The sequence below is a fragment of the Methylobacter svalbardensis genome, from assembly GCF_037671525.1.
Lineage (GTDB): Bacteria > Pseudomonadota > Gammaproteobacteria > Methylococcales > Methylomonadaceae > Methylobacter_A > Methylobacter_A svalbardensis.
The window spans coordinates 1-21,815 of record NZ_JAWPOH010000054.1 but is presented as its reverse complement, the minus strand read 5'-3'; the positions used below and the strand labels follow the sequence as shown (position 1 = coordinate 21,815).

Here is a 21,815-nt window from a genome sequence, read left to right as displayed (position 1 = left end):
ATTAAATGCGATTATTGGCATTATAAGGAGCGGCATGCGGTCGAATGCATGTTCGGCAAGCTCAAACATTACCGCAGAATTGCCACTCGATACGAGAAAAAGGCTATTAATTACATGGGGATGCTGTTATTTTCCTCAGTGCTTTTATGGCTGAGATGAAACGTCAACAGAACCTAATACTCCACCTTAAAACTCGGACTATTTTCTGGCCGACTATGCCGTTTGTCGTACAGCCGGGTGGTTGAAATATTGGCATGGCCCAGCCATTCCTGGACTTTGGCAATATCGGCTTTATGTTCCAAAGCATTGGTAGCGGCAGTGGCGCGCAGCGAATGCACGCAGAAGCCATGCGTATCCAAGGTAATGCCGACCTGCTGGGCATAGAATATCACCACATCCCGATACACGGAACGCGGATTGATGGACTTGGTGAGATCGCCAGTGGCGTTGTTTTTCACCGGACGAAACAACGCGCCTTCCAAATCCACACCATGGCCTGACGCTTCCAGATAGTCGGCCAGCAGGCGTTGGGTTTTAGGTTCGACCGGAATAAAACGTTCCTTTTTGCGCTTGCCATGAACATGAAACATCATCACGCCGGTTCGGCGTTGGTAATCTTTGATACGTAGATTGCACAGTTCCTGACGGCGTAAGCCATGGTAGAGCAGGGTGACCAAGATAGCCCGGTCGCGTTTGCCTTTCAAGGTGTCCTCGGGCGGCGCTTCTAGGAGCTGCCTGGCCTGATCGTTACTCAGCGCTTCACGCCTTTGACCGGATTATGGGTCACGGCGTTTTTCTCACAGAGATACTCAAACAGGGAAGAGAGGGCAGCCAGCTTGCGGCGCACCGTCGCATCAGAAAAATGGCGTTCCTCAAGGGTTTTACGTCAGGCAATGACATGGGCACGGGTGACCGTGCGAAACTCTTCCGGCTTTTCGATGCCGATAAAGCGTGAGAAATCGCGGAGGTCGTTTTGATAGGCCTGCCGGGTTTTTTCGGAATGGATATTGGCGAACCATTCTATTTCCGCCGGTACTTCGGACAGCTGACGAAATTCTGCTGAGGTGAGCGCACGTTGCGGCTGTTGAATCAGTAAATCGGTCATGGCGATTGATACCTTATAAATAGGCGAAATTTCGGGCGGTTTTTAAGGAGGGATTTTAGGTCCTATAAAATATATTATAGGACCTAAAGCAGATACGCAGAAGGACTTTAAAATGACCCAATGCACACGCTTTGAATATGAAAGCAGGAACTGGAAATTAACTACATTGAGATTTTTTTGTCGTCAGCCAAGGCCCCTCAAGCGACATTGAAGCCAGGTTCGCGGCTGGCAGCATACCAACAGAAAGCGGACAATCGATTCTAGAGAACCAACTGGGGCACTACTAGCCAAAGCTGTGTCCTTCGCAACTTCCGTTAGTTTATTGGGTTTCCCGATTTATTAATTTTTCTGCTCGAATGCGCTTTGAAAAATCAGGCGACTGATCGGCAGCTTGAGCCAGGTTATTGATATGGGCTTGCTGTTGCAATTCCGGAAAAGGAATTCGCGTATCAAGCCGCTGAGATTCATACAGATATTCCGGCAAATAACCACTTAGCAGAATTTTCCAGGAAAACGGTAAATGCTCCTGGTTGGTCAAGGTGCGTAACCAAATGGCCGTTGTGCAATTATCCAGTAAGGTGTTGTAAAACTCCGGTTTTTGGTTGAGTCCGTTGATTTTGCTCATGTATTCTAAAAACAGGCGCCTGCCGTTTTCGATGGGACCTTGCAATCTGTACAGATAGGCCTGTTCGAGCGGGTGATGCCGATAGTTGGTGCGCAGTCGAATCACATCGCGTTCATCAGCCACGAAATAAACCAGCTCATACTGGCGAAAGAAGCCTTTGATGGTTGAATAACCTTCGCCTTGCTCCTTACGCGCTTCGATGGATACAGCTAGATGATCATTACCACCGAAATCAAAACTGATGATGGTATGAGCAATGGCCGGCCCCATCCAATAAATGGAAAACAGGTCAATGCCTTGCAATTTATTCAGGTCAAAAGTTTTAGTGTAATAAGCGGGCTGATAATCAAGCTCACTCCGGTAATCAAAGTTCCGGATATTGTGTACCGTGACAGTGTCGACAGCAAAAGTGGCATAAGCGAGTTTATTCGCATCCGTTTGCCATTTACGATGATTGGAAGGATTAATACCCAACCACCACGTCAGTATGATCACAAATGATATTGAGTAACCGAGCAAAAAGTGTTTCCGCCATCGTGGCAAACCCAGACTAATTAATGTCGCCAAACCCAATAGACCGAATAGTATCGACATTGAGACTTGGGTAATTCCGGTAAAGGAATCGCCAAAATAAACGGCACAGACGCCCCATAGGGTAGTTAGAATAAGGGTTAATATCGTTAATGCGGCTTTGATAAATTTCATTTAGCGACAATATATTAATAAGTACAATAACTTCTCATAAAGCCGCTCTGATTATCTTTTCATCGAATCAAGGTTATCGGCTACTCTTCCGCCATTCTCGAAAACCAATTGTCCCTTTTCGTTGATCAGATTGAGTTGAAGATTGTTTTCATTTATTTCAAAACTGACTGCTTCAGCCAAATACCGCAGATATTGCGCATATTTTGAACCCGGCGCGCATTCGGCCAAGGTCGCCGCACCAGGGGCTATCTTGATTTTCTTGCCGTCAAGGGTATATGCGCCCTGCATCCGATTACAATCGGCTTTGACCCGATAATGTCGGTTCGGAAGTAAAATCAGCGTATAGTCGGTCGGATTATCGATATTGAAATTGCCCGATTCCAATGGCTCATCATAACGCTTCAATTTCCAAACTATGCCCGTAATATCAGTGCTCGAATGGCTTACAAAGTCGGCTTGCCCGCCGTTGACCAAGTCGGTTTTTAACCATTTTCCATCACGCAGGGCATAGCTTTGTTTGAACTGTTGACCAGGGCAGCAAGCAGGGTCTGTTGAACCGGCGACGACCATTTCCAAATCGAGTCGACCACCGGCTATGGTCATTGCGCTGATGTTGATGCGATCGCCCAGTAAAACGCTGTCTTGCTGAGAAAAAGCATCGCCGGTATCGAGTATGGCGACGAGATACTTGAATGTCCCCGATCCACCGCTTTGTAATGCCAGAATCACTGCGGCATCCGTGACGCCGTCACTATCCAGATCGCCGAACGCGAGTTTTTCCAATCTGATTTGGCGTAACTGTGTCCGGCCTTCTCCGTATTGATGCTGATACTCGCCATTGACAAGCTGAAACGCGCCGAATTCATCGATCCGGTAGGTGGCGTTAGCAAGCGTTTTTTCGCTCAACACCTTATTTGCCGAGTCATGGCTAACTTGATCCGTTGCACCACTATGGATAACACTGCAGGCTGAGATCAAGAGCAGCGCCGAAAACAACGCTAAAACCTGACATTTAGAGAATTTCATGATTGCGGATCCGGGCAAGGTTAAAAATCAAGCGCAACCGACAGCATGCCGATTTCACCCTCCAATCGGTTTTTTACATCAAATTCGTGGATCCACTTGCCGATGAAATGCACCTGCTTGTCGCCGAATTTAGGACTGTAACGAACGATCGGGCCGATGCCCAAGGCTTCGCCTCGAAAGCCACCCACGCTCGGCAACGCCTCTCTTCCCAACACTTGACGCAGTGCATTGACGTTATTGACAACCTGTTGCAATCGATCCAGTTGCGGACTTTCGTCATCGGTGAGTTGGTTATAGTAATAACCGGTCACGCCAATACCGAACGCTTCGGAAAAGTGTTGGGCAACGGTATAATCGATATGCAGCTCGTCACCGCTCTGATATTGGGTGGCGTTATTCTCGGTGTTGCTCATGAAGCCGACATTGAACGAAATTTCGTGGCCGCGCGTCGGGTGTAGCCAGGTCAAGCCGACTAGGGTGTCGAACGACCAATGATTGCGACCCAAGTTGACGATCTCGTTTTCGTCATAATACCCCGAAGGCATAAACACAGCCTGGCTCAGATTTACGCTGACGTCTTGCCATTTCCAGGTCAGCGACAGCGGTACCGCGGCCATATCGCCCACGCCTCCCCGGTTGTCCTGTCCTTCAAAGGTTTGTCCGGGTATGCGGCCTCGCAAGAAAGGGCCGGTTTGTACGCTGCCGGCGATGTTGAGATCGAATACGATCGGCAAAAACAGACCTGCACCGTAACGGCCGCCGAGAATCTCAAAGTCACTCACCCAAAACAATTTTGAGATGTTAACCCAGGAATCCACATCGACGCCGACAACGGCATTTCTACCCAGCGTAACGGTCTGCGGAAGTTGAGCGCCGTAGTACATCAGATCATCCCGAAAATAGAGCCCGGGCTCCTGTAGCGCATTCATAAAAAAGTCGTTATAGGCGCCCGGCACATAGTGGCTACTCGCGCCTTCGGTTGCATGGGCGCCGTTAAACGCAGCAGCCATTGCCAACACGGTTGCTGCGGTCAAAGCTCTTAAAGCCAAAGAGAACTTATTATTTTCAGTCATGATGTATGTCCTAATTTAGAGATAAAAAGTTGTTTTGATGAGTTATTGGTTTACCCGGCATACCAAGATCAGACGCACATTAAAGATCTGTGCCGAAGCGGTATTGCCAGGCTATGCCGGCCGTATCGAAGTTGCTGCCTGTCCTGCCAAAAATTCCGCTGCTGTAATAAAGCTTGATCGAGTTATACCGGTTTACAGGTAGAGCCAAGGTGCCGCCGACACGGGCGTTTTCCAGGCTATCGTTATTTTTCAATCCATCCACTCGGCTTTGCCCTCCGGTATAAAAGGTGGGATCGGCGGCAGCCCAGATACCGTAATCCAGGCTGTAAATCAGGTGCCCTTGCACGGAATAAATCGGATCTTGCGAGCGGACTTTGCCGCCGAAAAAATCGTCGTTGTCGGTGTAAAACCGAACGCCGCTTGCCAACTCGAACGTTAACGGTCCCACGCGTTTGGAAATGCCTAACTCCGGTTTGATCGACCAGCGATTAGTACCCAGATTAAGTAGCTTATCGGCATCATACTGACCGCCTGGCGCAGTTACTTCGATACGCGCGCCGACAATGGTGTCCTGCTGATAATCAGGAAAGTCCTGCATGGAAATTGCCGGAGCCCCGAAAAAATTCAGCGAAAAATGAAACTTCGGATCGGCGAGACCGGATATGTCACGCTCTCGGGACTGTCCGATAGCCGTGGCAGTGCCTACGGCCGACGCATAAGGCAGTACCACGTCAAACTTAGCCGACTTGCCATACACATCGAGCGATCTCGCATAAGCCAAAACGCCGGAGTGAACCTCGACATTGAGATTCTGTAACGGCAAAGCCGGATCAGTCCCCACGCCGCCTTCGGTGTGGCCGTAACCCAAAATGACAAAATTCAAGCCGACCGGGGTATTGGCGTAGGTTCGGGGTTCGAGGTCTTGAGCTGTCGAGTTGGATGCAACGAACACTAACAACATAGCTAAGCACTGAATGGCAAAGACACTGTCGGTTAGCGCGATACGGCGAGCGAATCTGAAACTTCCTTTGATGATTGGCGAACCGCTTTGTTTTGACATTGGCATATCTAAGCTATTTTTTAACTACCTCACAACGGTCGAGAAGTCATTGAGCCGAACAATCTATCCGGCCCAATGACTTTCCTTCTAAACCGATGAGCCTAATACGGCGCCGGTACCGGCATATACATAACACCGTCGCTGCCATAGGCCTGGGTATACCAGCTGGTGCCGCATTGATAGTAAGTCACGCCCTTGACTACCGATGTATTCGGGGTGCAGGGTAGCCCTCCGCTACTGGAAGGAGGCGGTGTTGAATAAACCACAGTCGTTGTGGATGCAGGCGCTGAAGACGTGCTTTGCGAAGAATTCGATTGACCGGCAGCATAACCGGCAACCGCCCCGATAGCCGCAGAACCTACCGCCACAGCAGCCACTTCGCCATCGTCCCAATCACTACTGTTATTATTGTAGTAACCAGAGGGTGGAGGCGGATAGTAACCGCCGGCTGGAGGGCGATAACCAGCGGGTGGCGGATAGGCTCCGTGATATTGCTGCGCGGTTTGTTGCCTCGTTTGCGTCCTGTCCGTGGATCCCTGTTGGCGCGTGCCAGTCCGTGCAGTGTATCCTTCCTGGCGCTCCTCGACATTTTGGCTCGAGTATTGCTGCCGCTGGGCCTGATTGGCCGTCGAAGTAGATTGTCGGCTTTGTTGAGTCGCCGCCCTATTCGTGGAAGCAGTCTGAGCGGTTGCCGACCGGTTCGCTGAAGCCGACTGCGCAGTTTGGGACCTATTTGTGGAAGCGGTTTGAGCGGCCTGTGAACGGCTGGAAGCCGCTGAACGACTACCGCCACTCGAGCCGCGCCCGGCGCTGGACGAAAAACTGCCGCTTGCTGCTGCGCCGCCCCGGGAAAAACTACCGCCTCCACCCTGAACCGAGCCCCCTCCGCGACCGCCACGCGCCATGACGTCATCTACCGAGCCCGTGAATATCACTAATGTGGCAGCCATTGCCGTCATGATCGAATTGAGTTTTATGTTCATTGTTTACCTCCTGTTTGTTCCGGGGTTTCTTTCCCGGCAGGAATGATGCTTGATAGTTGCGCGGCAAAGGCAATCTTCCGGCTTCCTTCAGGCGGCGTGAATGCAAACTCGGCATCGCTGACTACCGGCGCCAGATTCCAATCGGAAAATTGCGCTCTGAATTGCGGTTGCCCCTCGGCAAGCTTATAGGTCAACACGACACGTAGCGGTAAAGGTTGAGCACCTTCTTGGATCCATACCTGATAATCCATGGTGTCGGTACGGCCGGCCAAATGATGACAAGGCACGCCGTGGATCGAGGTTTTTTCCACATAATCCAACGACCGGGTGCGGCTTTCGATTTCCGCAGGAAAGCGGCTAAGCAGGAGCGCAGCCAATGGCAAGCGCATATGCAGATCTTTCAACAGATACACAATCGCCTCATCGAGGCCGCCCGCCTTGGCAGTTTGCGCATAAACGTTTTGCGAGGGATTGAATACAGTCATGTCCTTACCGTCATAAAGAAATAGGTGTTTTTCGCCGTGACTTTCCTCGATTTCAACGCGCAATCCGTTGGGCCGGCTGAGGCGAATCTTGCGCTTCTCGCCAAATTCGATTTTTTGACCGGACTCTTGCAAGGTGTCGTAGTTATCGCTGACGGCGACGGTAAATTTCGGAATCTTGGCAAGATAACCTGCCATGCGCAGCAGAATATCCTTGGCTTCGGCAGGCTGAGGTATCGCTGCCTGCGGCGCCAATGTCTGCGGTTGAGTTACGGCCTGATTTTCGGCGCATCCCGCAAGCGTTGCCAGAACCGCTACGCATAGCGCATTACGTGTCCTTATTTGTAGTTTTTTAGTCATTGCTCACCTCCTTTAGGTGATGGCGTTAAAAATTGCATTTTCATAAGATGTTCTCCTTCTTATTTCGACATACCTAACTGAGCATCCAGAGCCTCTAGCTCAGGATCATGGGGCTTCACTACAAGAGCCGATTTAACGACCGCTTGCGCTTCGTCGTTTCTACCGACTCCCGCCAGCGCCATGGCATAAACATAGCTAAAGCGCGTATGCGTTGGCTCAAGCTCGACGGCTTGTTTGAGTGAAATCATCGCCTGTTGGATGTTTTTCTGCCTGATCGCCAACAAGCCCAGGCTGTGATGCAGTTCGGCAGAATCCGGCAGCCTTTTCAAACCTTCATTCAGAATGAACTCGCCCTCGCTGTCCCGGTTGTTCATCCGCAGGTGATCCGCCAAATTGAGATACGCCGGCACCAGCTCGGGATCGAGTTGCAAGGCTTCCCGATAGGCCCGTTCGGCAGCTTCGGCTTGGTTGCTGGCAGAGTAAAAATTCCCCAGATTGATTTGCGCGGCCGGATCGTCGGCGTTCCAGTTCAACGAAGCGCGATACTCGCTGGCGGCAAGGCCGAAATCTTTTCGCTGATCCGGTGTCAGGCTTTGATCCGAGGCACCGGCTAATGTCGAGGCTGCCAAAGCCCGCAACGCACGCACCGGATCCTTCAGTCTGTCATGGGCGAGCGGCCAGCGTTGTTCCGGCGGTATTTGTTCCAGGGTTTCAATAGCGGCGCGACGCAGAAGTGGCTCCGGATCGTGCAAGGCTGCTTCTATGACCGGCATCAACTCAGGACTGAGTTGATTACCCAGCGCCGCAACGGCGGTAACGCGGGCAATGGCCGGTTGATTTTTGTCTTGCAACAAGGCCAACAGCCGCTCTTTTGCGTCCGCTGTATCCAGCCTTGCCGCGTGCAGCGCTTCGGCATAGTTCTGGTAACCTTTGGCATCATGCCCGTACCAAGTTTTGGCCTTTTCGGCGGACCAATGAGCCGGTTTATCGGCATGGCAATGAGTACAGGCGTTGGGTGTGCCGATACGTTCCGATAAGTCCGGGCGTGGTACGCGGAAGCTATGATCGCGCCGTGCATCGACACCCATATAGGTCTTGCTTGGCATATGACAATCGACGCAGCTCGAACCCTCTGAACCGACGCGATGGAAATGATGCTTTTCGCTGTCGTATTTTTCGGCGCTATGGCATTGCGTGCACATCGCATTACCCGGCTGGCGCAGCTTGAGGCTATGTGGTTCGTGGCAATCGCTGCAGGTCACACCGGCCTGATACATCTTGCTTTGCAGGAACGAGCCATACTCGTAAACTTCGCCATCGATCTGGCCGTCGGCGTGATAAAGCATTTCCGTCAATAACGACGGCAAATGCGAATCCATCAACAAGCCATGCCGGTAATCACCGAACAGTTGCGCTCGGCGGGAATGGCAGCGGGCGCAAATTTCGATTTCCTGGTCGGATGCACGCGGCTGGTTGCGACGGCCATTGCCGGTTGCGGGATCGATAGCCCATGTTGCGCCGCGATGTTCATTCAAGGTCACCGTCAAACCCTTGGTTGTGTTGTCGGACGAGTCGGACTTTGCGCTTTGTCTGGCCCACAGCACATGTTCGGAACCGGGGCCGTGACAAGACTCACAAGACACGTCAATCTCAGACCAAGTGGTGCGATAGCTACGACTGGCCGCATCGTAGTTTTTTTGCAAGTTGGTGGAATGGCACTCGGCGCACATAAAATTCCAGTTTTGCGAGCGCCGGGTCCAGTGCAATTCGTCGCTATGATCGATTTTTTCGTCCGGGTATAAATGAAACCAGCGTTGCCCGCCCTGAGCTTTTGGCTGGCTGTCCCAGACAATAGACAAGGCTTGCAGTTTGCCGCCCGGCAATTCGATCAAGTATTGCTGCAACGGCGTCACGCCGAAGGTGTATTTGATTTCGAAGTCGGTCAGCTTGCCGTCCGGGCCATCGGTGCGCACCATGAAGCGCTCGTTCTGGCGAAAAAATCTGGAAGTCACGCCGTCCTTGCTGAATTCGGCATCCTGAAAGTCACCGAGTACACTGGCATTGCCGACTTCCTGCATCGCCAGATCGTGATGCGAGCCTTGCCAAAGCCTATTCTGTTCGGCATGGCAACCGGCACAGGCGCTACGACCTACGTATTCAGGCTTCATCGGCGAGGACGCTTGAGTAGAGTTAACACCTGAGGGGGCTGCCGTCTCAGGGGCTAACCGCAAAAAATAAAATGCGCCTAAGCCCAGCATGACCAGCACGGAAGCGACCCATAACAAACGATAGTTATTGCTTGTCGCTTTCACGATAATGCTCCGTGCTCCGTGCTCCGTCATGTCATAGATCCAGGAAAAACATGGGCGTGGATTCATGCCCAAACCTTTTCAGCCTCATTTCACTTCGACCGTGACTTTCTCGATCTTGCCGGTAAAGCGGGTCTGCGGGCCTTCGCCTATTCCGGCTACCACCGGTGTGGCGTCATCGATACCCACATCAGCGGTCTCGTCGGCGGAAAAGATCATCGGTTGGGTTTTCTCGATACGACCCTCAGCCACTTTCCGGCCATCGACGGACAGCGTACCCATGCCGCCTTTACCCAATCCACCGCCATCATAGGCAAAGTCAAACACCAGCTTGGTTTTGCCTTTTGGCAGGGCTTCCTGGGCGCTGACGGTGTAACTGTTCAGACCCAGAAAGTTATAGGTGTAAGCCGGTTTACCGTCTTTCAGATACAGACTCCAGCCGCCAAAGCGTCCGCCCTGGGCGATGACGACACCATTGGCGCCCGCTTCCGGGATGTCCAGTTCGGCGGTGATGGTCTTGGATTTGTTCTTGATGTTGAGGAATACGTTCTCGGTCATGCCGGTCATGCCTTGCGCCAACGTCAGCGAGGCACGTCCGGCCATCAGGTCGGGGCGGCCTACCAACTCCGCGTTGACGCGCTCAATCACACGATCATCGATAGGCAGCGCGTTGTTCTTCTCCGCCTCTTTCAAGAACAGGGCTTGCAATTCCTTCAGTTTCTTCGGCTGCTTCTCCGCCAGGTTGTTGATCAGGCTGAAGTCGGTTCGGGTGTCATACAATTCCCAGATGTCCTCAGTCAGCGGTCGACGCGGCTTCATCTCCCAGGGCGCCCTGTGGATGGTGCGGGCATACCAGCCGTCCTGGTAGATGGCCCGGTTGCCGAACATCTCGAAGTACTGGGTGGTATGCCGTTCTTTCACCTTGGCATCATCGAAACTGTAGGCCATGCTGACGCCGTCCATCGGCCGTTGCTTGACGCCGTTCACCACTTTGGGTTCAGGCAGGCCGGCGGCCTGGAGGATGGTCGGAGCAACGTCTACGACATGATGGAACTGGGTACGTAGTTCGCCTTTGGTCTTGATACCCTTCGGCCAGCGAACGGCCATGCCGACCTTGGTGCCGCCATGATCGGAGCCAACCTGCTTGGTCCACTGGTAGGGCGTGTCGAACGCCACCGCCCAGCCTGCGGCCATGTGCGGGTAAGTCTCGGGACCGCCCCAGACGTCAATATGCTTGAGCATATCCGGTACCGTTTCCTGCACACCGTTGAAATAGGTCATCTCGCTGAACATGCCGCTGCGGCCGCCCTCGGCACTGGTGCCGTTATCGCCGTAAACGAAGAGAACCAGGGTGTTGTCGAGCTGGCCGATATCTTCAATGGCCTTGATAACACGGCCGACTTCATGGTCGGTCATATCGACGAAGCCCGCAAACACTTCCGCCTGACGTGCGAAGAGCCGCTTTTCGTCGTCCGACAGCGAATCCCAGGCCGGAATCGCCTCGGGTTTGGGCGCGAGTTTAGTGTCTTTGGGCACAGTGCCGTTTTCAATCTGCCGCGCCAGAATCTGCTCGCGCATCTTGTCCCAACCCTGATCAAACTTGCCGTGCCAACGCTCGATCCACTCCTTAGGCACATGATGCGGCGCATGCACCGCGCCTGGCGCGAAATAGGTAAAGAACGGTTTTTCGGGGGTCAATGCCTTTTGATACTTGATCCAGGCAACGGCCTGATCGGTCATGTCGGTCAGGAAGTGATAGTTCGGATCATTCGGCAGTTCGACCTGTTTGGTGCCGTCATAGATGAACGGCGCCCATTGGTTGGTCTCGCCGCCCAGAAAGCCATAGAACTTGTCAAAACCCTGTCGAGTCGGCCAACGGTCGAAAGGCCCGGCCATGCTGGCCTCCCAGGCTGCCGTTTCGTGCCACTTGCCGAACGCTGCAGTCGCATACCCGTTTAAACGCAACATCTCGGCGACGGGCACGACGTTGTTGGGAATCTGACCGGTGTTGCCGGGGAATGCAGTCCCTGTTTCGATAATCGCGCCCATGTTATTGACGTGATGGTTGCGTCCGCTCTTGAGCGCTGCGCGCGTCGGCGAGCAAACGGCGGTGGTGTGGAAGTTGTTGTAACGCACGCCCTCGTTGGCAATGCGCTCGAAGGATGGCGTGCTGACCGGGCCACCGAATGAGCTGGTTCCGGCGAAGCCCAAGTCATCCAGGAGAACGAGCAACACATTGGGCGCGCCGTTCGGCGCTTTCACTTCGAAACGAGGCGGCGCCTTGGCGTTACGGACATCGAGTTCCTTGGTGGTTGGAATTTTAGGTTCGGCAAGGGGGAGTACCGTGCGATCGAGACCGTCACCGTTGGCAGATTTGGTTTTGGCGATAGCCATCGGATTATGTATCAATGCCAAAGTCAGCACACTTGCATTAACTAATAAATACTTATTCATACTTTCTGTCCTTTGTTCGTAAAATTTTCAAGGGTGGCTGGATCGGGAGTTGGCAGGGAATAACTGCCCGAAACCTAAACACATCGTTCTTATGCTCTGCGGTGAGAATGCCGACTCATTTAGGCTCCCGAGAGTACCCAGAGTCTGGAAACCATGAAACGAAATTTCTTTAGCCATTTAGAGATACATCTCAACAATCAATACCAGACCTTAAAATGGCCTCACCGTAAACGGCAACGGGTCGGTAACTGCTTCGCCAGACTTACGGTTGGCAATCTGCACGAACTGCTCGGCCCAGCGATCGATAATGCCTTTGGCAGGGCCATATCAGGTCAAGCGAGTCAAATCCAGCGGTCCGGCATCCTGCATGTCACGGTCGGCGAAGGTAGCGACTACTTCGCAACAACCGGCCTTCGAAGGCGGCACGGCGTTGATTGATGGCACCGGCTGCGGTTACAGCCAGCATCACGGGAAAAAATTGATAACTTTTCATAATGGTTTGTCCCTATAAATTTAAAGTTGGGTTATTGTTTGAAACCTACATCTTTCAAGGCTTGCTTACAGCTGGTTCTTAACCCGCTCGGCAAATTCGAGTCCTTGGATATTGCTGATGAAACGGAACTGACAATCGGGTGGCTCGGTGGAGAGTTCCATCAAGGAAGCCAATTGACTGAAATGTTTGGAAGCAATCATTCGGCGTAGTCCTGTTTCCGATTCCCAAGTTTCGCCGTAACAAAGGGTGTGCGGAGGAGCTCCTACAGTTTTGTAAACATCGACACCGATACATCCAGGCTCCGCTCGCGCGCATTTTGCGAGCGCTTGCAAGGCCTCGGTCAGGGTGCGGACTTTCTTTGGCGGGACTTTAAGTGTCAGATGTAGTTCGATCATGCCTAATAGGTTTGCATAAAATGCGCCAATATTGGATTATTTTGAATAAAGACAAAAAACCTATACTAAATAAGCGGATAGTGTGTATCTAAAGAAATGCCTCCAAAGCAGCCTTTGTAGAGCTACCCGATATTTCGTGGATTCCCCGAAAATTACCGTTAATACGGCATAAAAGGGGATAGACAAAATATTTTCAGCGCGAAGCACAACACCCCTCTGCTGCTGGAGTGAGTAGGGTGAGGAGGGTCAAAATAAGGCCGATTGCTGATTTAAATTATCCTCACTCCAGCCTTCTCCAACAGTAGAGGGTAGGTGGTAATCGCCATTAAAATCAATATCTTAATTTATTTTATCCGCGCCTTCAAAGACGCATGATAATATCCGGACAGCATATACATCGAACAGTTGCCTACTGATGTTTTAGCTCCTTATTTATTGCTAAACAGAGTTTTGGCAGAATCCTTGCAATGATTTTGAAAAACTTGGCGAATAGATAGAAATTCGCTGAGGTTGAAAATATGAAATTTGCACAGCGGATGTTCGATAAATAACCTTTGAGTTAGACTAACCCAAGCTTAATCAGCCCAATCTCATGACAATAATTGTCTCTTCACCAAGAAAACACCAGCTCATCACTGACTTTTCAAAACTGATGGCAATCAGTTTAGTCGCACTGATAGTCCAAGGATGTGCTACTCCAGTAGGCATCAATCCAGTAGACATCCAGAAGGGTTATCAGCTGAATACAGTTAGTGTCCTGTCGGCGGGTCAACCATCCGAGGCCTCAAAAACGGTACTCAGGCGAAATGGACTGGTGGACCGATTCGAGACCGAACCGGCGGTAGTACTGGCTGAACTGCATACAGGACTCAATCCCACGGACGACGAAGACAAACTGTTCGCGTTGGCGGAGCTGTCATTGTTGCATGCCCAAAATACCGCTGATTCAAACTATTTCCTGGCTTCGGCGGTCTATGCCTGGTCGCTGCTGTTTCCGGGCGACGACAGTGGTGTTCAGCTTGAAGCTTCCGACCCTCGACTTCGGCTGGCTTATGATTTATATAACCAGGGACTTGCTCAAGGTTTGGCGACTCCCGGAAAGGGCGACGAGATTGAAGTTCAGTTGAAACCGGGAGAATATCCGCTCCCGTTCGGAACCTTGAAGATAGCACTGGACGAATCGGGGCTGTCGTGGGGTGGATACCAACTAGAACACTTCGTATCAACCGCATCCCTCGACGTTCGAGGCTTGAGAAACCGCTATCGTAGCCCGGGACTGGGTACCTCTCTTGCCGCGAGCATTGCGACCGGACCGGCATCGGCTAAAGTAGTGGGTTCGGAGCGCCTCGGCCCCCGCACCAAGGTGCCGGTTACTGCGATATTGCGTTTCGGGCAGGCGCGAGCCAGTTTGGCCAACGGACATCTCAATGGACAACTCGAGGTGTACGCAAATGATCGAGTCAGAACTGTCAACGTTGATGGCCAACAACAACCCATCGAATCCGATCCTACCGCAGCACTTGCTTACCAACTGAATGATAGCCCGCTGTATGCCCTGGAAATTTCCAACTTTTTGAGTGGAGGCCTCTTCAGCGGCATGGTTCCCAAAGATCGGGCTCAGGACGGTTTATTTACCTTCCATCCCTACCGAGCCGGCAAGATTCCACTGGTCCTGGTACACGGCACAGCATCGAGTCCGGCACGCTGGGCCGAGTTGATCAACGAACTCGAGGGCGACCCACGTATCCGCGAGAAATTTCAAATCTGGCTCTTTCTTTACGACTCCGGGAATCCGGTTTCGTATTCGGCCGGGCTACTACGGAGCGCGTTGACCAATGCGCTGAATGAGTTCGATCCCGAGGGTATAGATCCAGCTTTGCATAACATGGTGGTAGCCGGCCACAGTCAAGGCGGACTACTTACCAAAATGACGGCGATCGATAACGGCACCCGCTTTTGGGACCATATCAGCAACAAACCGTTCGACCAAATCCGGGTCGATCCCGAAACACGGGCGCTGTTGCAGCGCTCCTTGTTTTTCAAGCCCTTACCCTTCGTCAAACGGGTGGTATTCATCTCCACGCCTCATCACGGCGCCATGCTGGCAGCCCGACAATGGGTCACCGGTCTTGCCGCCAGACTCGTCACTTTACCCCAAACCATGATCCGCGGCATTGCTCAGGCGGCTACAGCCACAGGTGACGAAAAATTAACTGCGATACTGCGTAGACCGCCGACGGCGATCGACAACATGAACCCAAATAATCCGGGCTTGAAAATACTGGCTTCGATACCGGTTTCATCGCAAATACCGGCGCACTCGATCATCGGAGTTGAGGGTGACGGTCTCAAGGAAGACGGGGATGACGGCGTGGTTGCTTACCAAAGCGCCCACATCGATGAAGCGATTTCGGAGAAGGTGGTGCGCTGGAATCACTCCTGCCAAGGTCAACCCGAGGTTATCGAGGAAATTCGCCGTATTTTAGTGGAACACTTGGCGACGTCAAATGCCTTGGGCCGTACTATACCGGACGAATCACAAACGCATTAACACGGGTCAATGAAGCAGAAACCACAAACAGAGACCCGCTACTATTGCCGGAGTTTAAGGCACATTTAGGCCTGAGCCGTTACCATTCTTCAATAAACAGGACAAAAATCATGAGCGCCGAAATCATCAGTACCATCGACGGAATTGTGACAGTCAAAATAACTGACAAATTGACCTACCCTGACCTGATCGAACTACAAAAATCGGTCATTGGCATTATCGATCAACTTGGCGGTATAAAGGTTCTGATAATCTGTGAAGACCTTCACGGATGGAGCAAAGAGGGTGACTGGGAAAAACTCTCGTTCCAGGTCGAAAATGATCCATTCATCAACAAAATGGCGATTGTCGGTGAAGAAAAATGGGAGGAACCGGCATTAATATTTACCTGCAAAGGTTTACGAGATTTCCCAATCGAATACTTTCAACCTCACGAATTGACCAGAGCTCAAGCTTGGTTGAACGAAAACTAAACTGGGCGGTGAGCGCGACACACGAGTTGCCACGAAACTTTCACGGTCATCGCGCCGTATCTGGAAAATCGTTTTTACTTTCCCGCCGCGAACCTGAATCCGCAGTGACTAATTCCACTTTAACGGGGGTTTACTATGTCCAGATGCACATCCCGTTGCGGGAAGGAAATGGCAATTCCTTCCCGAGCGAACAACTCTTCGATGCGAAGACGTATATCGCTCATCACGCGGTAGCGATTGGGCTGGACGTGCAAATCAATCCAAAAATCCAGTCGCAGATTTAGCGCATCTGCACCGAATTCCTGCAGGTAGACTTCTGGAACAGGATTTTTCATTACTTGATGATGCTCGGCCGCCGCGCGTTCGACCAGCGCCATTGCCTGCCGGGACGGCGCGCCGTAAGCCGTATCAACGGTAACACTACAACGCAGGGTATGATCGGAAAGCGTCCAGTTAGTGACGCTTTTCTCCAGAAAGCTGCTGTTGGGGATCAGCATGTCGATACCGTCGAAGCGATGTACCTGACAGCAACGGCTGCCGATGTGGGTGACTCGGCTCAGCACGCCTTCGACTTCGACGATGTCGCCGATTTTGATTGAGCGCTCCATCAACAGAATCAAGCCGCTGATGAAATTGTTCAGAATATTTTGCGCACCAAAGCCGACCCCAATTGCCAGGGTGCCGCCCAGAAAGGTAAGGACCGTCAGAGGAATGTGTACTCTGACAAGGGCAAAAGCAAAGATGGCGATCACCGCTATCAAGCTAAATAGCCTTAACCCCAATAGAGCTGCGCTCGCCCGTCCCGGTTGCAAATACCTTACCTTGGATCGGCCGTAAGTCGTTATTCGCACTATCAACCACAAACCGATGGCGAATATCGACAAAATCTGAAAAATTTTGCCCACCGTCACGCTGCGTTTACCGACAATCTCTCGACCTTCAACCGTGATTTTATCCTCGATCGTCAACAGTTCGAAATCGTTCAGCGCCCCGGCTAGTTCTATGGCATGCGCGGAGAACGCTTGCACTCGCTCTTTGAAGCTGCCGCCTTGAAGCCGCCCTTGAAGCGATTCCTGCAAATTGCGGATGTGGGCGTCCAAATCATCAGCTTCGGCAACACCCCGTTTCAACATGGCTTCCTGACTGGCATAGGCGGTCAGTTTTCGTGTTTCCAGCGCTCGATCGCCATACTCGGCCTGCCAATTGGCAAGACGATTTTCCTGGGCATCCAGACGTCGTCGGTTGGTGTCCAGATCTGAGCGCAGGTACTTCCTCCATAAAGCGATGCGATCCAGTCCCTGCTTGGTTTGAAACGCGGCGTTATCCAATAACGTGAAATCCTCGGTATGATCAACCTGATAATGTAACTCCCAAATATTTCGCCGTCCGACCAATGACTGGGCAAGCAACCTCAACACTTTCAGGTTGGATGCAGATGCTTCGGCCTCTGCGATGGCGGTGTCTAAGATTTGCTGCAACCGCACAACCTCATGATCGGGGCCTTCGCCGGATACCAGCTTTGAAGAGGATAAGCGCTCACGGGCTTGGCGCAATTCATCCCGAGCTTGTTGCACTTGCGCCTGATCCGCTTGATTGGTGGTTATCGCCTGCGCGGTTTCGGCATCCAAGGCTAGACGCAATTCCGCCAACTGAGCGAGCATCTTGTCGCGATCGTCCGCTGTCATAGGAGAACCCAGACTGGCTGTCTGGGCCTTGCGTTGTAAAAATGCGCGCTCATTGATTAGATGAGCCAGTTGTTCTTCGCGAATTTCTCGGTCCGCATCAAGTGCCGCAAGCCTTGCTTCATCCTGTTGGTTTCTCAAGGTATTCAATTCCTGAAGCCAGCGGGCACGGTCAATGTGTTCCGAGCTTGCCGTTTCTAATTGCTCGCTGAATTTACGCTGGTTCTGCGCGGAGCTCTGGAATGCCTGGCGCTGTGATTCGAGCAAGCTCTCAAGCATGGCTTGCTCAAGTCGAGCGGCTTCCAGTTCGCGATCTTTCAGGCGGACTTGTTGCCATTGATCATCCACGAAATCGATCGAATAAGGCGGCGGTTCGGAAAAATTGACCCAAGCGGCTGATTTTTGTTGCAAATCATGGCGGTTTTCGCGTATGACGCGCAACTTGTTCAAGGCATCGAGATGGCTTTCATAAGCGTTATCCAGCAAATTCAGCAACCGTTTGTATTCTGCCCATTCGTCGGCATTCGCAGCGGCCGACATGACGGCCTGATCTTGCGCTACAGCGGCCCGGCGTTCTCGGATTTGCGTACGCCGGGCTTTTAGCTCCGTCTCTCTTGCTGACAGCGAGGGTGCTTCTGCTTGAGTGGCCGGTTCCGCCGACGACTGATTGAGCCCCGGCAGTGCCTGTGCATTCACAGGCAGCATCAGGGATAACATCACAGCAAAGCCAGTGATCAAGACGCCCCGCGATGCTCCCGAAAAACTTAACAGGCCTCGGGCATGGCCCGGCAGCAATACCGAATTAGGGTTATTAACACGGCCCTCGAATATCGTTCGTCCTAATCCTGCCGAAGGACTTAGCCCGAACGGAGCTTGAGAAAATCTAAGGGCCGGGTTAATAGTGATATCCATCATTGAATCGATCAGCCACAGTCATTAATTGACCGAATAACCCAGCGCCCCCAGACAGGATTTCATGGCCCGGTTATAGTTATCGAGACCGGGAGGCGGCGCGGAGGCGGCTTGTTTCTGGTTGTCACGCTCCTGAAACCCGCGCTTCATACCCCCGGCGGTTGCGCCTATGGCTGCGCGATTGCCGGCATCGCCGGCAATCGCGCCAATCGCCGCACCGCGCGCACCGCCGCGCAACATTTCTTTAAATGCGCCTCCCTGAGCTTGGCCTGATGTTTGTGCCGGAGGATTGTTGGGGTCATAACCGGATTGCTGGACAGACCATCTATGGCATTGATACTGGTCTTGCTGTTGTTGCTGAGGGCTTTGACCGGCAGCCGGGTAAATCATCAGCGCACTTTGAGCCCAGGCGTCCATCGAACTCGCGGCCAGCAATAAAGTACTGGCTATTAGACGGTTAAATATTATTCTGTTATTGGTATTCATCTCTATGCATTCCCGTGTTGAGTTAGTTATTCGAAACTAATTATTAAGTGGGATTATTGCTCCGGCGGCATGGCGCCACAGTTCGCCAAGCGGTAAGCCATGCGTCCCGCCCAAAAGTCAAAAGCTCGGGTCACGTCGTCCCATTTGCTGGTCACGCCGATGATCGATTTCGCGCCCACGATACGATCGACTGCCGCGGCAATGCGCTCGCCGGTCATCGCATCCGTTATGTCGGTTTCGCCGCTGGCCTTGCCGACGAAAGACCCTGTGCCGGTCGCCACTTCTTTTAATTTCGACATCACCAACAACTGAGGCACAAACGATGACACCGTATCCAATGCGACCCAGGAGCCTTCGGCTTCGGTAATCGCCGTTTTAATCTTCAATGTACCCGGTTGCGGTGTCTTCACGATTTGATAATGCTTGCCTAGCTCACTGACTAGCGAGCCATGCAAATGATTGACCAGAGCTTGCCGGTCGGCGGCAGGAACACCGGCCAAGTCGCTATTTTCCCGAGCCCAAATACCGACCGGTTCGATGATGACCTTGTCATAGCCTTTGCAGGTTTGCGGATAGTTCGGATTGATGTAAATCTTCAACGCCTGACCCGGCTGCCCTTCCTGCAGTGCCGAATAATCGTCCAAGAAACCTGACTGTTTGACATCTCTCGCTTGCTTGGTCGGCGTACAGGCCGACAGCGATATGCCCAATGCCAGTCCGCAAATGGCTAAAATATTTTGATTGATAGTGCTTGTCATCTTTGAATCTCCTAATGGTTAAGTATGGCGTTATAAACTGTGGTATTCGAACCGGTACCTCGGCATTCGCATTTATGGATTGACCCGGGTGATTTTGGAACCTTGCAAACCCAGGCCAGCCATTAAACCTCTTTGGCCGAATACGAAGGCATAGACATCGTCGCGTAGTGTGGTATTAGTAACGGTCTTAGCCATACCTTCATCCAGAACCACGATATTCGGGCCCACGCCGACTTCAAATCCTCTACTGCTATCGAGACTGGCCAGTGCAGCATCATTCATGAAAAACATCGCGTAACCGAAGGATTGCACCCCGGCCTGTAAGCCGTAGGACCCGGCAACGATGTTGTAATAGCCTGTGGTTCGGCCGTTGCGGCGCATCGCGCCCTTGTCGTATTCGGCGCCGCCGATAAAACCGGCCTTAACCACATTCGGAAACACTAAAATCCCCTTTGCTTTTGCGGCTAAAGTTCTGGTTGTCGGTGTCGTTTGATAAAGCTTGGCCAGGGCCGTGCTGACTTCACGATCAATCCGGGCCGCGTTAGTCCTAGAGTCGGCCTGAGTGCTGCCGCCGGTAGACTGACAGCCGGCCAACATCGTTAGAACCATCAGAAACAAACACAAGCTTGGTCTGAAATATAGGCGCTTTGAGACTTGAAACGATATGCCGGATATGGATTGCAGGTTTTTCATAGTTCGTTCCTTTGTGATGCATAGTGGTTTAAAAGCCAGTTCGGTTACTTTTAAATAACTTCCTGATTATGAATTTTCTTGTTGGGACGAATGAGTTCGGAAAGTCATGACTGCCTAAATCTTAAATTATTAAAGCCTTAACTCAGTGCGTTGGTTAACCTATGCGAATTTGCTTTCACACATCATTATCGGGCAGTTTCCGAGTCATGTTTAGACGCGCATCCAGATATTGCCGGAACAAGGCGCGTAGCCGTGGCTGAGCTTCGACCGGCAACAAATCCAGTCTGAGGTAGGCAGTGCCGATGGCGTTGGACTCTTCGATTACTAATGTCCGACGCTGATCAAAGCGCTCGGCAGCACCGGAAAAGGTAAAAGCAATCAGCAAGCCTAACAAGGCATAAACGGCACCATCAAGTAACCCCGAGCCGACACTATCGTTTTTAGATGCGGGTCCTCCTCGTCTACCTAATCGCCAACCGATCTCATAGACAAGCAAGGTACCGAGCAATAATCCCGCGGCAGACAGCAGCCCTACAATCATAAGACTCATACTTAAACCTCTTGGGACTCGGGACGCTCAAGTACCGCACGACGAAGCTTGCCTTCGCCCAGACGGCGGTCGAGTCCCGCGTACAAGTGATAAACAAAAAATGCCAAACCGATACACAGCAGCTTGACCTGTATAAGATTCCAGTCTTTTTGCCGCCAAACCGCTTCAAAGGCTTGTCCCAACATGCCATGCTCGCGGTAGGCATGAAATAATTTCTCAAGGAACAACACCAGGAATGTCGCCAACAGATAAACCAGGGTCTTGTATAAAGCCACCCAGCCCACTGATAACCTGGCGTCGAAACGTTTACCGGCTGGCGTTTTATCGAGCACAATAACGATCTTGGCAACGATCAAGGCACTAATGGCCGCGGTCGAAACCGCGCTGACTTCGACCTGATACTCGGCCAATAATAGTTTCTTCAACGTCAACAGCACGCCGAAACAAAAGAAAAAATAAAGCGTCACCCAGGCGACTTCTTTGAGTTCGTGTTTCAGTGCCGATAGTCGACTCATATAGTTTCTCAGGTAAATAATTTCCAAGCCACTACAGTAAAATTCACGCAGGGATTGCGAAATCTTCACGCATTTTCTTCATGACACACAAAACTTTACTGGCATCTTGCATATACGTCTTGAAA

20 protein-coding genes and 1 pseudogene are annotated in these 21,815 nt (G+C 51.9%); 4 read left to right on the top strand and 17 right to left on the bottom strand.

The features are described from left to right. Positions 1 to 159, top strand: a pseudogene (locus RW114_RS16145) (IS5 family transposase); the annotation flags it as partial. A gap of 14 nt (positions 160 to 173) precedes the next feature. Here the strand turns inward: RW114_RS16145 and RW114_RS16140 are convergent. The 10 genes from RW114_RS16140 to RW114_RS16095 form a co-directional block, all read right to left on the bottom strand. Further along, positions 174 to 704 (bottom strand): tyrosine-type recombinase/integrase, encoded by a 531-nt coding sequence (locus RW114_RS16140; RefSeq protein WP_340123797.1) that lies wholly within the window; start codon positions 702 to 704, stop codon positions 174 to 176. 182 nt (positions 705 to 886) lie between these two features. Next, the gene (locus RW114_RS16135; protein WP_340123796.1) at positions 887 to 1,105 is read right to left on the bottom strand and encodes a hypothetical protein; all 219 of its coding nucleotides are present in this window, start codon (positions 1,103 to 1,105) and stop codon (positions 887 to 889) included. A gap of 319 nt (positions 1,106 to 1,424) precedes the next feature. After that, positions 1,425 to 2,435, bottom strand: a complete 1,011-nt coding sequence (locus RW114_RS16130) for an Lnb N-terminal periplasmic domain-containing protein (RefSeq protein ID WP_340123795.1) — start codon at positions 2,433 to 2,435, stop codon at positions 1,425 to 1,427. A gap of 51 nt (positions 2,436 to 2,486) precedes the next feature. Then, positions 2,487 to 3,461 (bottom strand): META domain-containing protein, encoded by a 975-nt coding sequence (locus RW114_RS16125; protein WP_340123794.1) that lies wholly within the window; start codon positions 3,459 to 3,461, stop codon positions 2,487 to 2,489. A gap of 20 nt (positions 3,462 to 3,481) precedes the next feature. Then, positions 3,482 to 4,534 (bottom strand): SphA family protein, encoded by a 1,053-nt coding sequence (locus RW114_RS16120; RefSeq protein WP_340123793.1) that lies wholly within the window; start codon positions 4,532 to 4,534, stop codon positions 3,482 to 3,484. Between the two features lie 79 nt (positions 4,535 to 4,613). After that, positions 4,614 to 5,594, bottom strand: coding sequence for a transporter (locus RW114_RS16115; protein ID WP_340123792.1), 981 nt, complete (start codon positions 5,592 to 5,594; stop codon positions 4,614 to 4,616). 101 nt (positions 5,595 to 5,695) lie between these two features. After that, positions 5,696 to 6,577 carry a hypothetical protein gene (locus tag RW114_RS16110; RefSeq protein ID WP_340123791.1) on the bottom strand — a complete coding sequence of 294 codons (882 nt, stop codon included), beginning with the start codon at positions 6,575 to 6,577 and terminating at the stop codon, positions 5,696 to 5,698. Further along, positions 6,574 to 7,419 (bottom strand): DUF2092 domain-containing protein, encoded by an 846-nt coding sequence (locus RW114_RS16105; protein ID WP_340123790.1) that lies wholly within the window; start codon positions 7,417 to 7,419, stop codon positions 6,574 to 6,576. Before RW114_RS16105 ends, RW114_RS16110 begins: the two co-directional genes overlap by 4 nt. Positions 7,420 to 7,478: 59 nt before the next feature. Next, on the bottom strand, positions 7,479 to 9,731 hold the full coding sequence (locus RW114_RS16100) for an ammonia-forming cytochrome c nitrite reductase subunit c552 (protein ID WP_340123789.1): 2,253 nt from the start codon (positions 9,729 to 9,731) through the stop codon (positions 7,479 to 7,481). A gap of 84 nt (positions 9,732 to 9,815) precedes the next feature. Beyond that, positions 9,816 to 12,182 carry an arylsulfatase gene (locus tag RW114_RS16095; protein WP_340123788.1) on the bottom strand — a complete coding sequence of 789 codons (2,367 nt, stop codon included), beginning with the start codon at positions 12,180 to 12,182 and terminating at the stop codon, positions 9,816 to 9,818. Positions 12,183 to 12,335: 153 nt separating this feature from the next. Between RW114_RS16095 and RW114_RS16090 the strand changes: the two genes are divergently transcribed. Next, a complete protein-coding gene (locus tag RW114_RS16090; protein WP_340123787.1) occupies positions 12,336 to 12,620 on the top strand; it encodes a hypothetical protein in 285 nt (94 codons plus the stop codon). Between the two features lie 120 nt (positions 12,621 to 12,740). Here RW114_RS16090 and RW114_RS16085 read toward each other — a convergent pair whose 3' ends face one another. Then, positions 12,741 to 13,070, bottom strand: coding sequence for a putative quinol monooxygenase (locus RW114_RS16085; RefSeq protein ID WP_340123786.1), 330 nt, complete (start codon positions 13,068 to 13,070; stop codon positions 12,741 to 12,743). 592 nt (positions 13,071 to 13,662) lie between these two features. Here RW114_RS16085 and RW114_RS16080 point away from each other — a divergent pair. Then, entirely contained in the window at positions 13,663 to 15,621 is a 1,959-nt protein-coding gene (locus RW114_RS16080; RefSeq protein ID WP_340123785.1) for an esterase/lipase family protein, read from the top strand. Positions 15,622 to 15,731: 110 nt separating this feature from the next. After that, complete coding sequence (locus RW114_RS16075; protein ID WP_340123784.1) at positions 15,732 to 16,094, top strand: SpoIIAA family protein; 363 nt, start codon at positions 15,732 to 15,734, stop codon at positions 16,092 to 16,094. Positions 16,095 to 16,213: 119 nt separating this feature from the next. Here the strand turns inward: RW114_RS16075 and RW114_RS16070 are convergent, their stop codons facing one another. From RW114_RS16070 to RW114_RS16045, 6 genes are all read right to left on the bottom strand, one after another. Beyond that, positions 16,214 to 18,691 carry a mechanosensitive ion channel domain-containing protein gene (locus RW114_RS16070; protein ID WP_340123783.1) on the bottom strand — a complete coding sequence of 826 codons (2,478 nt, stop codon included), beginning with the start codon at positions 18,689 to 18,691 and terminating at the stop codon, positions 16,214 to 16,216. A gap of 21 nt (positions 18,692 to 18,712) precedes the next feature. Continuing rightward, positions 18,713 to 19,174, bottom strand: a complete 462-nt coding sequence (locus tag RW114_RS16065; RefSeq protein ID WP_340123782.1) for a hypothetical protein — start codon at positions 19,172 to 19,174, stop codon at positions 18,713 to 18,715. A gap of 53 nt (positions 19,175 to 19,227) precedes the next feature. Further along, positions 19,228 to 19,932, bottom strand: coding sequence for a DUF3313 domain-containing protein (locus RW114_RS16060; RefSeq protein ID WP_340123781.1), 705 nt, complete (start codon positions 19,930 to 19,932; stop codon positions 19,228 to 19,230). A gap of 72 nt (positions 19,933 to 20,004) precedes the next feature. After that, positions 20,005 to 20,625: a lipid-binding SYLF domain-containing protein gene (locus RW114_RS16055; RefSeq protein WP_340123780.1), complete on the bottom strand. Its 621-nt coding sequence runs from the start codon at positions 20,623 to 20,625 to the stop codon at positions 20,005 to 20,007. Positions 20,626 to 20,800: 175 nt separating this feature from the next. Beyond that, complete coding sequence (locus RW114_RS16050) at positions 20,801 to 21,175, bottom strand: hypothetical protein (RefSeq protein WP_340123779.1); 375 nt, start codon at positions 21,173 to 21,175, stop codon at positions 20,801 to 20,803. A 2-nt stretch (positions 21,176 to 21,177) separates the two neighbouring features. After that, complete coding sequence (locus tag RW114_RS16045; protein ID WP_340123778.1) at positions 21,178 to 21,690, bottom strand: hypothetical protein; 513 nt, start codon at positions 21,688 to 21,690, stop codon at positions 21,178 to 21,180. Positions 21,691 to 21,815: the final 125 nt, after the last annotated feature.

Bases quoted from the DNA above. Each gene is read 5' to 3' on its own strand.
- RW114_RS16135 (WP_340123796.1), bottom strand. From the start codon at position 1,105: ATGACCGATTTACTGATTCAACAGCCGCAACGTGCGCTCACCTCAGCA.
- RW114_RS16060 (WP_340123781.1), bottom strand. From the start codon at position 19,932: ATGACAAGCACTATCAATCAAAATATTTTAGCCATTTGCGGACTGGCA.
- RW114_RS16115 (WP_340123792.1), bottom strand. From the start codon at position 5,594: ATGTCAAAACAAAGCGGTTCGCCAATCATCAAAGGAAGTTTCAGATTC.
- RW114_RS16110 (WP_340123791.1), bottom strand. From the start codon at position 6,577: ATGAACATAAAACTCAATTCGATCATGACGGCAATGGCTGCCACATTA.
- RW114_RS16065 (WP_340123782.1), bottom strand. From the start codon at position 19,174: ATGAATACCAATAACAGAATAATATTTAACCGTCTAATAGCCAGTACT.
- RW114_RS16095 (WP_340123788.1), bottom strand. From the start codon at position 12,182: ATGAATAAGTATTTATTAGTTAATGCAAGTGTGCTGACTTTGGCATTG.
- RW114_RS16125 (WP_340123794.1), bottom strand. From the start codon at position 3,461: ATGAAATTCTCTAAATGTCAGGTTTTAGCGTTGTTTTCGGCGCTGCTC.
- RW114_RS16055 (WP_340123780.1), bottom strand. From the start codon at position 20,625: ATGAAAAACCTGCAATCCATATCCGGCATATCGTTTCAAGTCTCAAAG.
- RW114_RS16075 (WP_340123784.1), top strand. From the start codon at position 15,732: ATGAGCGCCGAAATCATCAGTACCATCGACGGAATTGTGACAGTCAAA.
- RW114_RS16120 (WP_340123793.1), bottom strand. From the start codon at position 4,534: ATGACTGAAAATAATAAGTTCTCTTTGGCTTTAAGAGCTTTGACCGCA.
- RW114_RS16050 (WP_340123779.1), bottom strand. From the start codon at position 21,175: ATGAGTCTTATGATTGTAGGGCTGCTGTCTGCCGCGGGATTATTGCTC.
- RW114_RS16105 (WP_340123790.1), bottom strand. From the start codon at position 7,419: ATGACTAAAAAACTACAAATAAGGACACGTAATGCGCTATGCGTAGCG.
- RW114_RS16045 (WP_340123778.1), bottom strand. From the start codon at position 21,690: ATGAGTCGACTATCGGCACTGAAACACGAACTCAAAGAAGTCGCCTGG.
- RW114_RS16080 (WP_340123785.1), top strand. From the start codon at position 13,663: ATGACAATAATTGTCTCTTCACCAAGAAAACACCAGCTCATCACTGAC.
- RW114_RS16085 (WP_340123786.1), bottom strand. From the start codon at position 13,070: ATGATCGAACTACATCTGACACTTAAAGTCCCGCCAAAGAAAGTCCGC.
- RW114_RS16130 (WP_340123795.1), bottom strand. From the start codon at position 2,435: ATGAAATTTATCAAAGCCGCATTAACGATATTAACCCTTATTCTAACT.
- RW114_RS16070 (WP_340123783.1), bottom strand. From the start codon at position 18,691: ATGATGGATATCACTATTAACCCGGCCCTTAGATTTTCTCAAGCTCCG.
- RW114_RS16090 (WP_340123787.1), top strand. From the start codon at position 12,336: ATGAAACGAAATTTCTTTAGCCATTTAGAGATACATCTCAACAATCAA.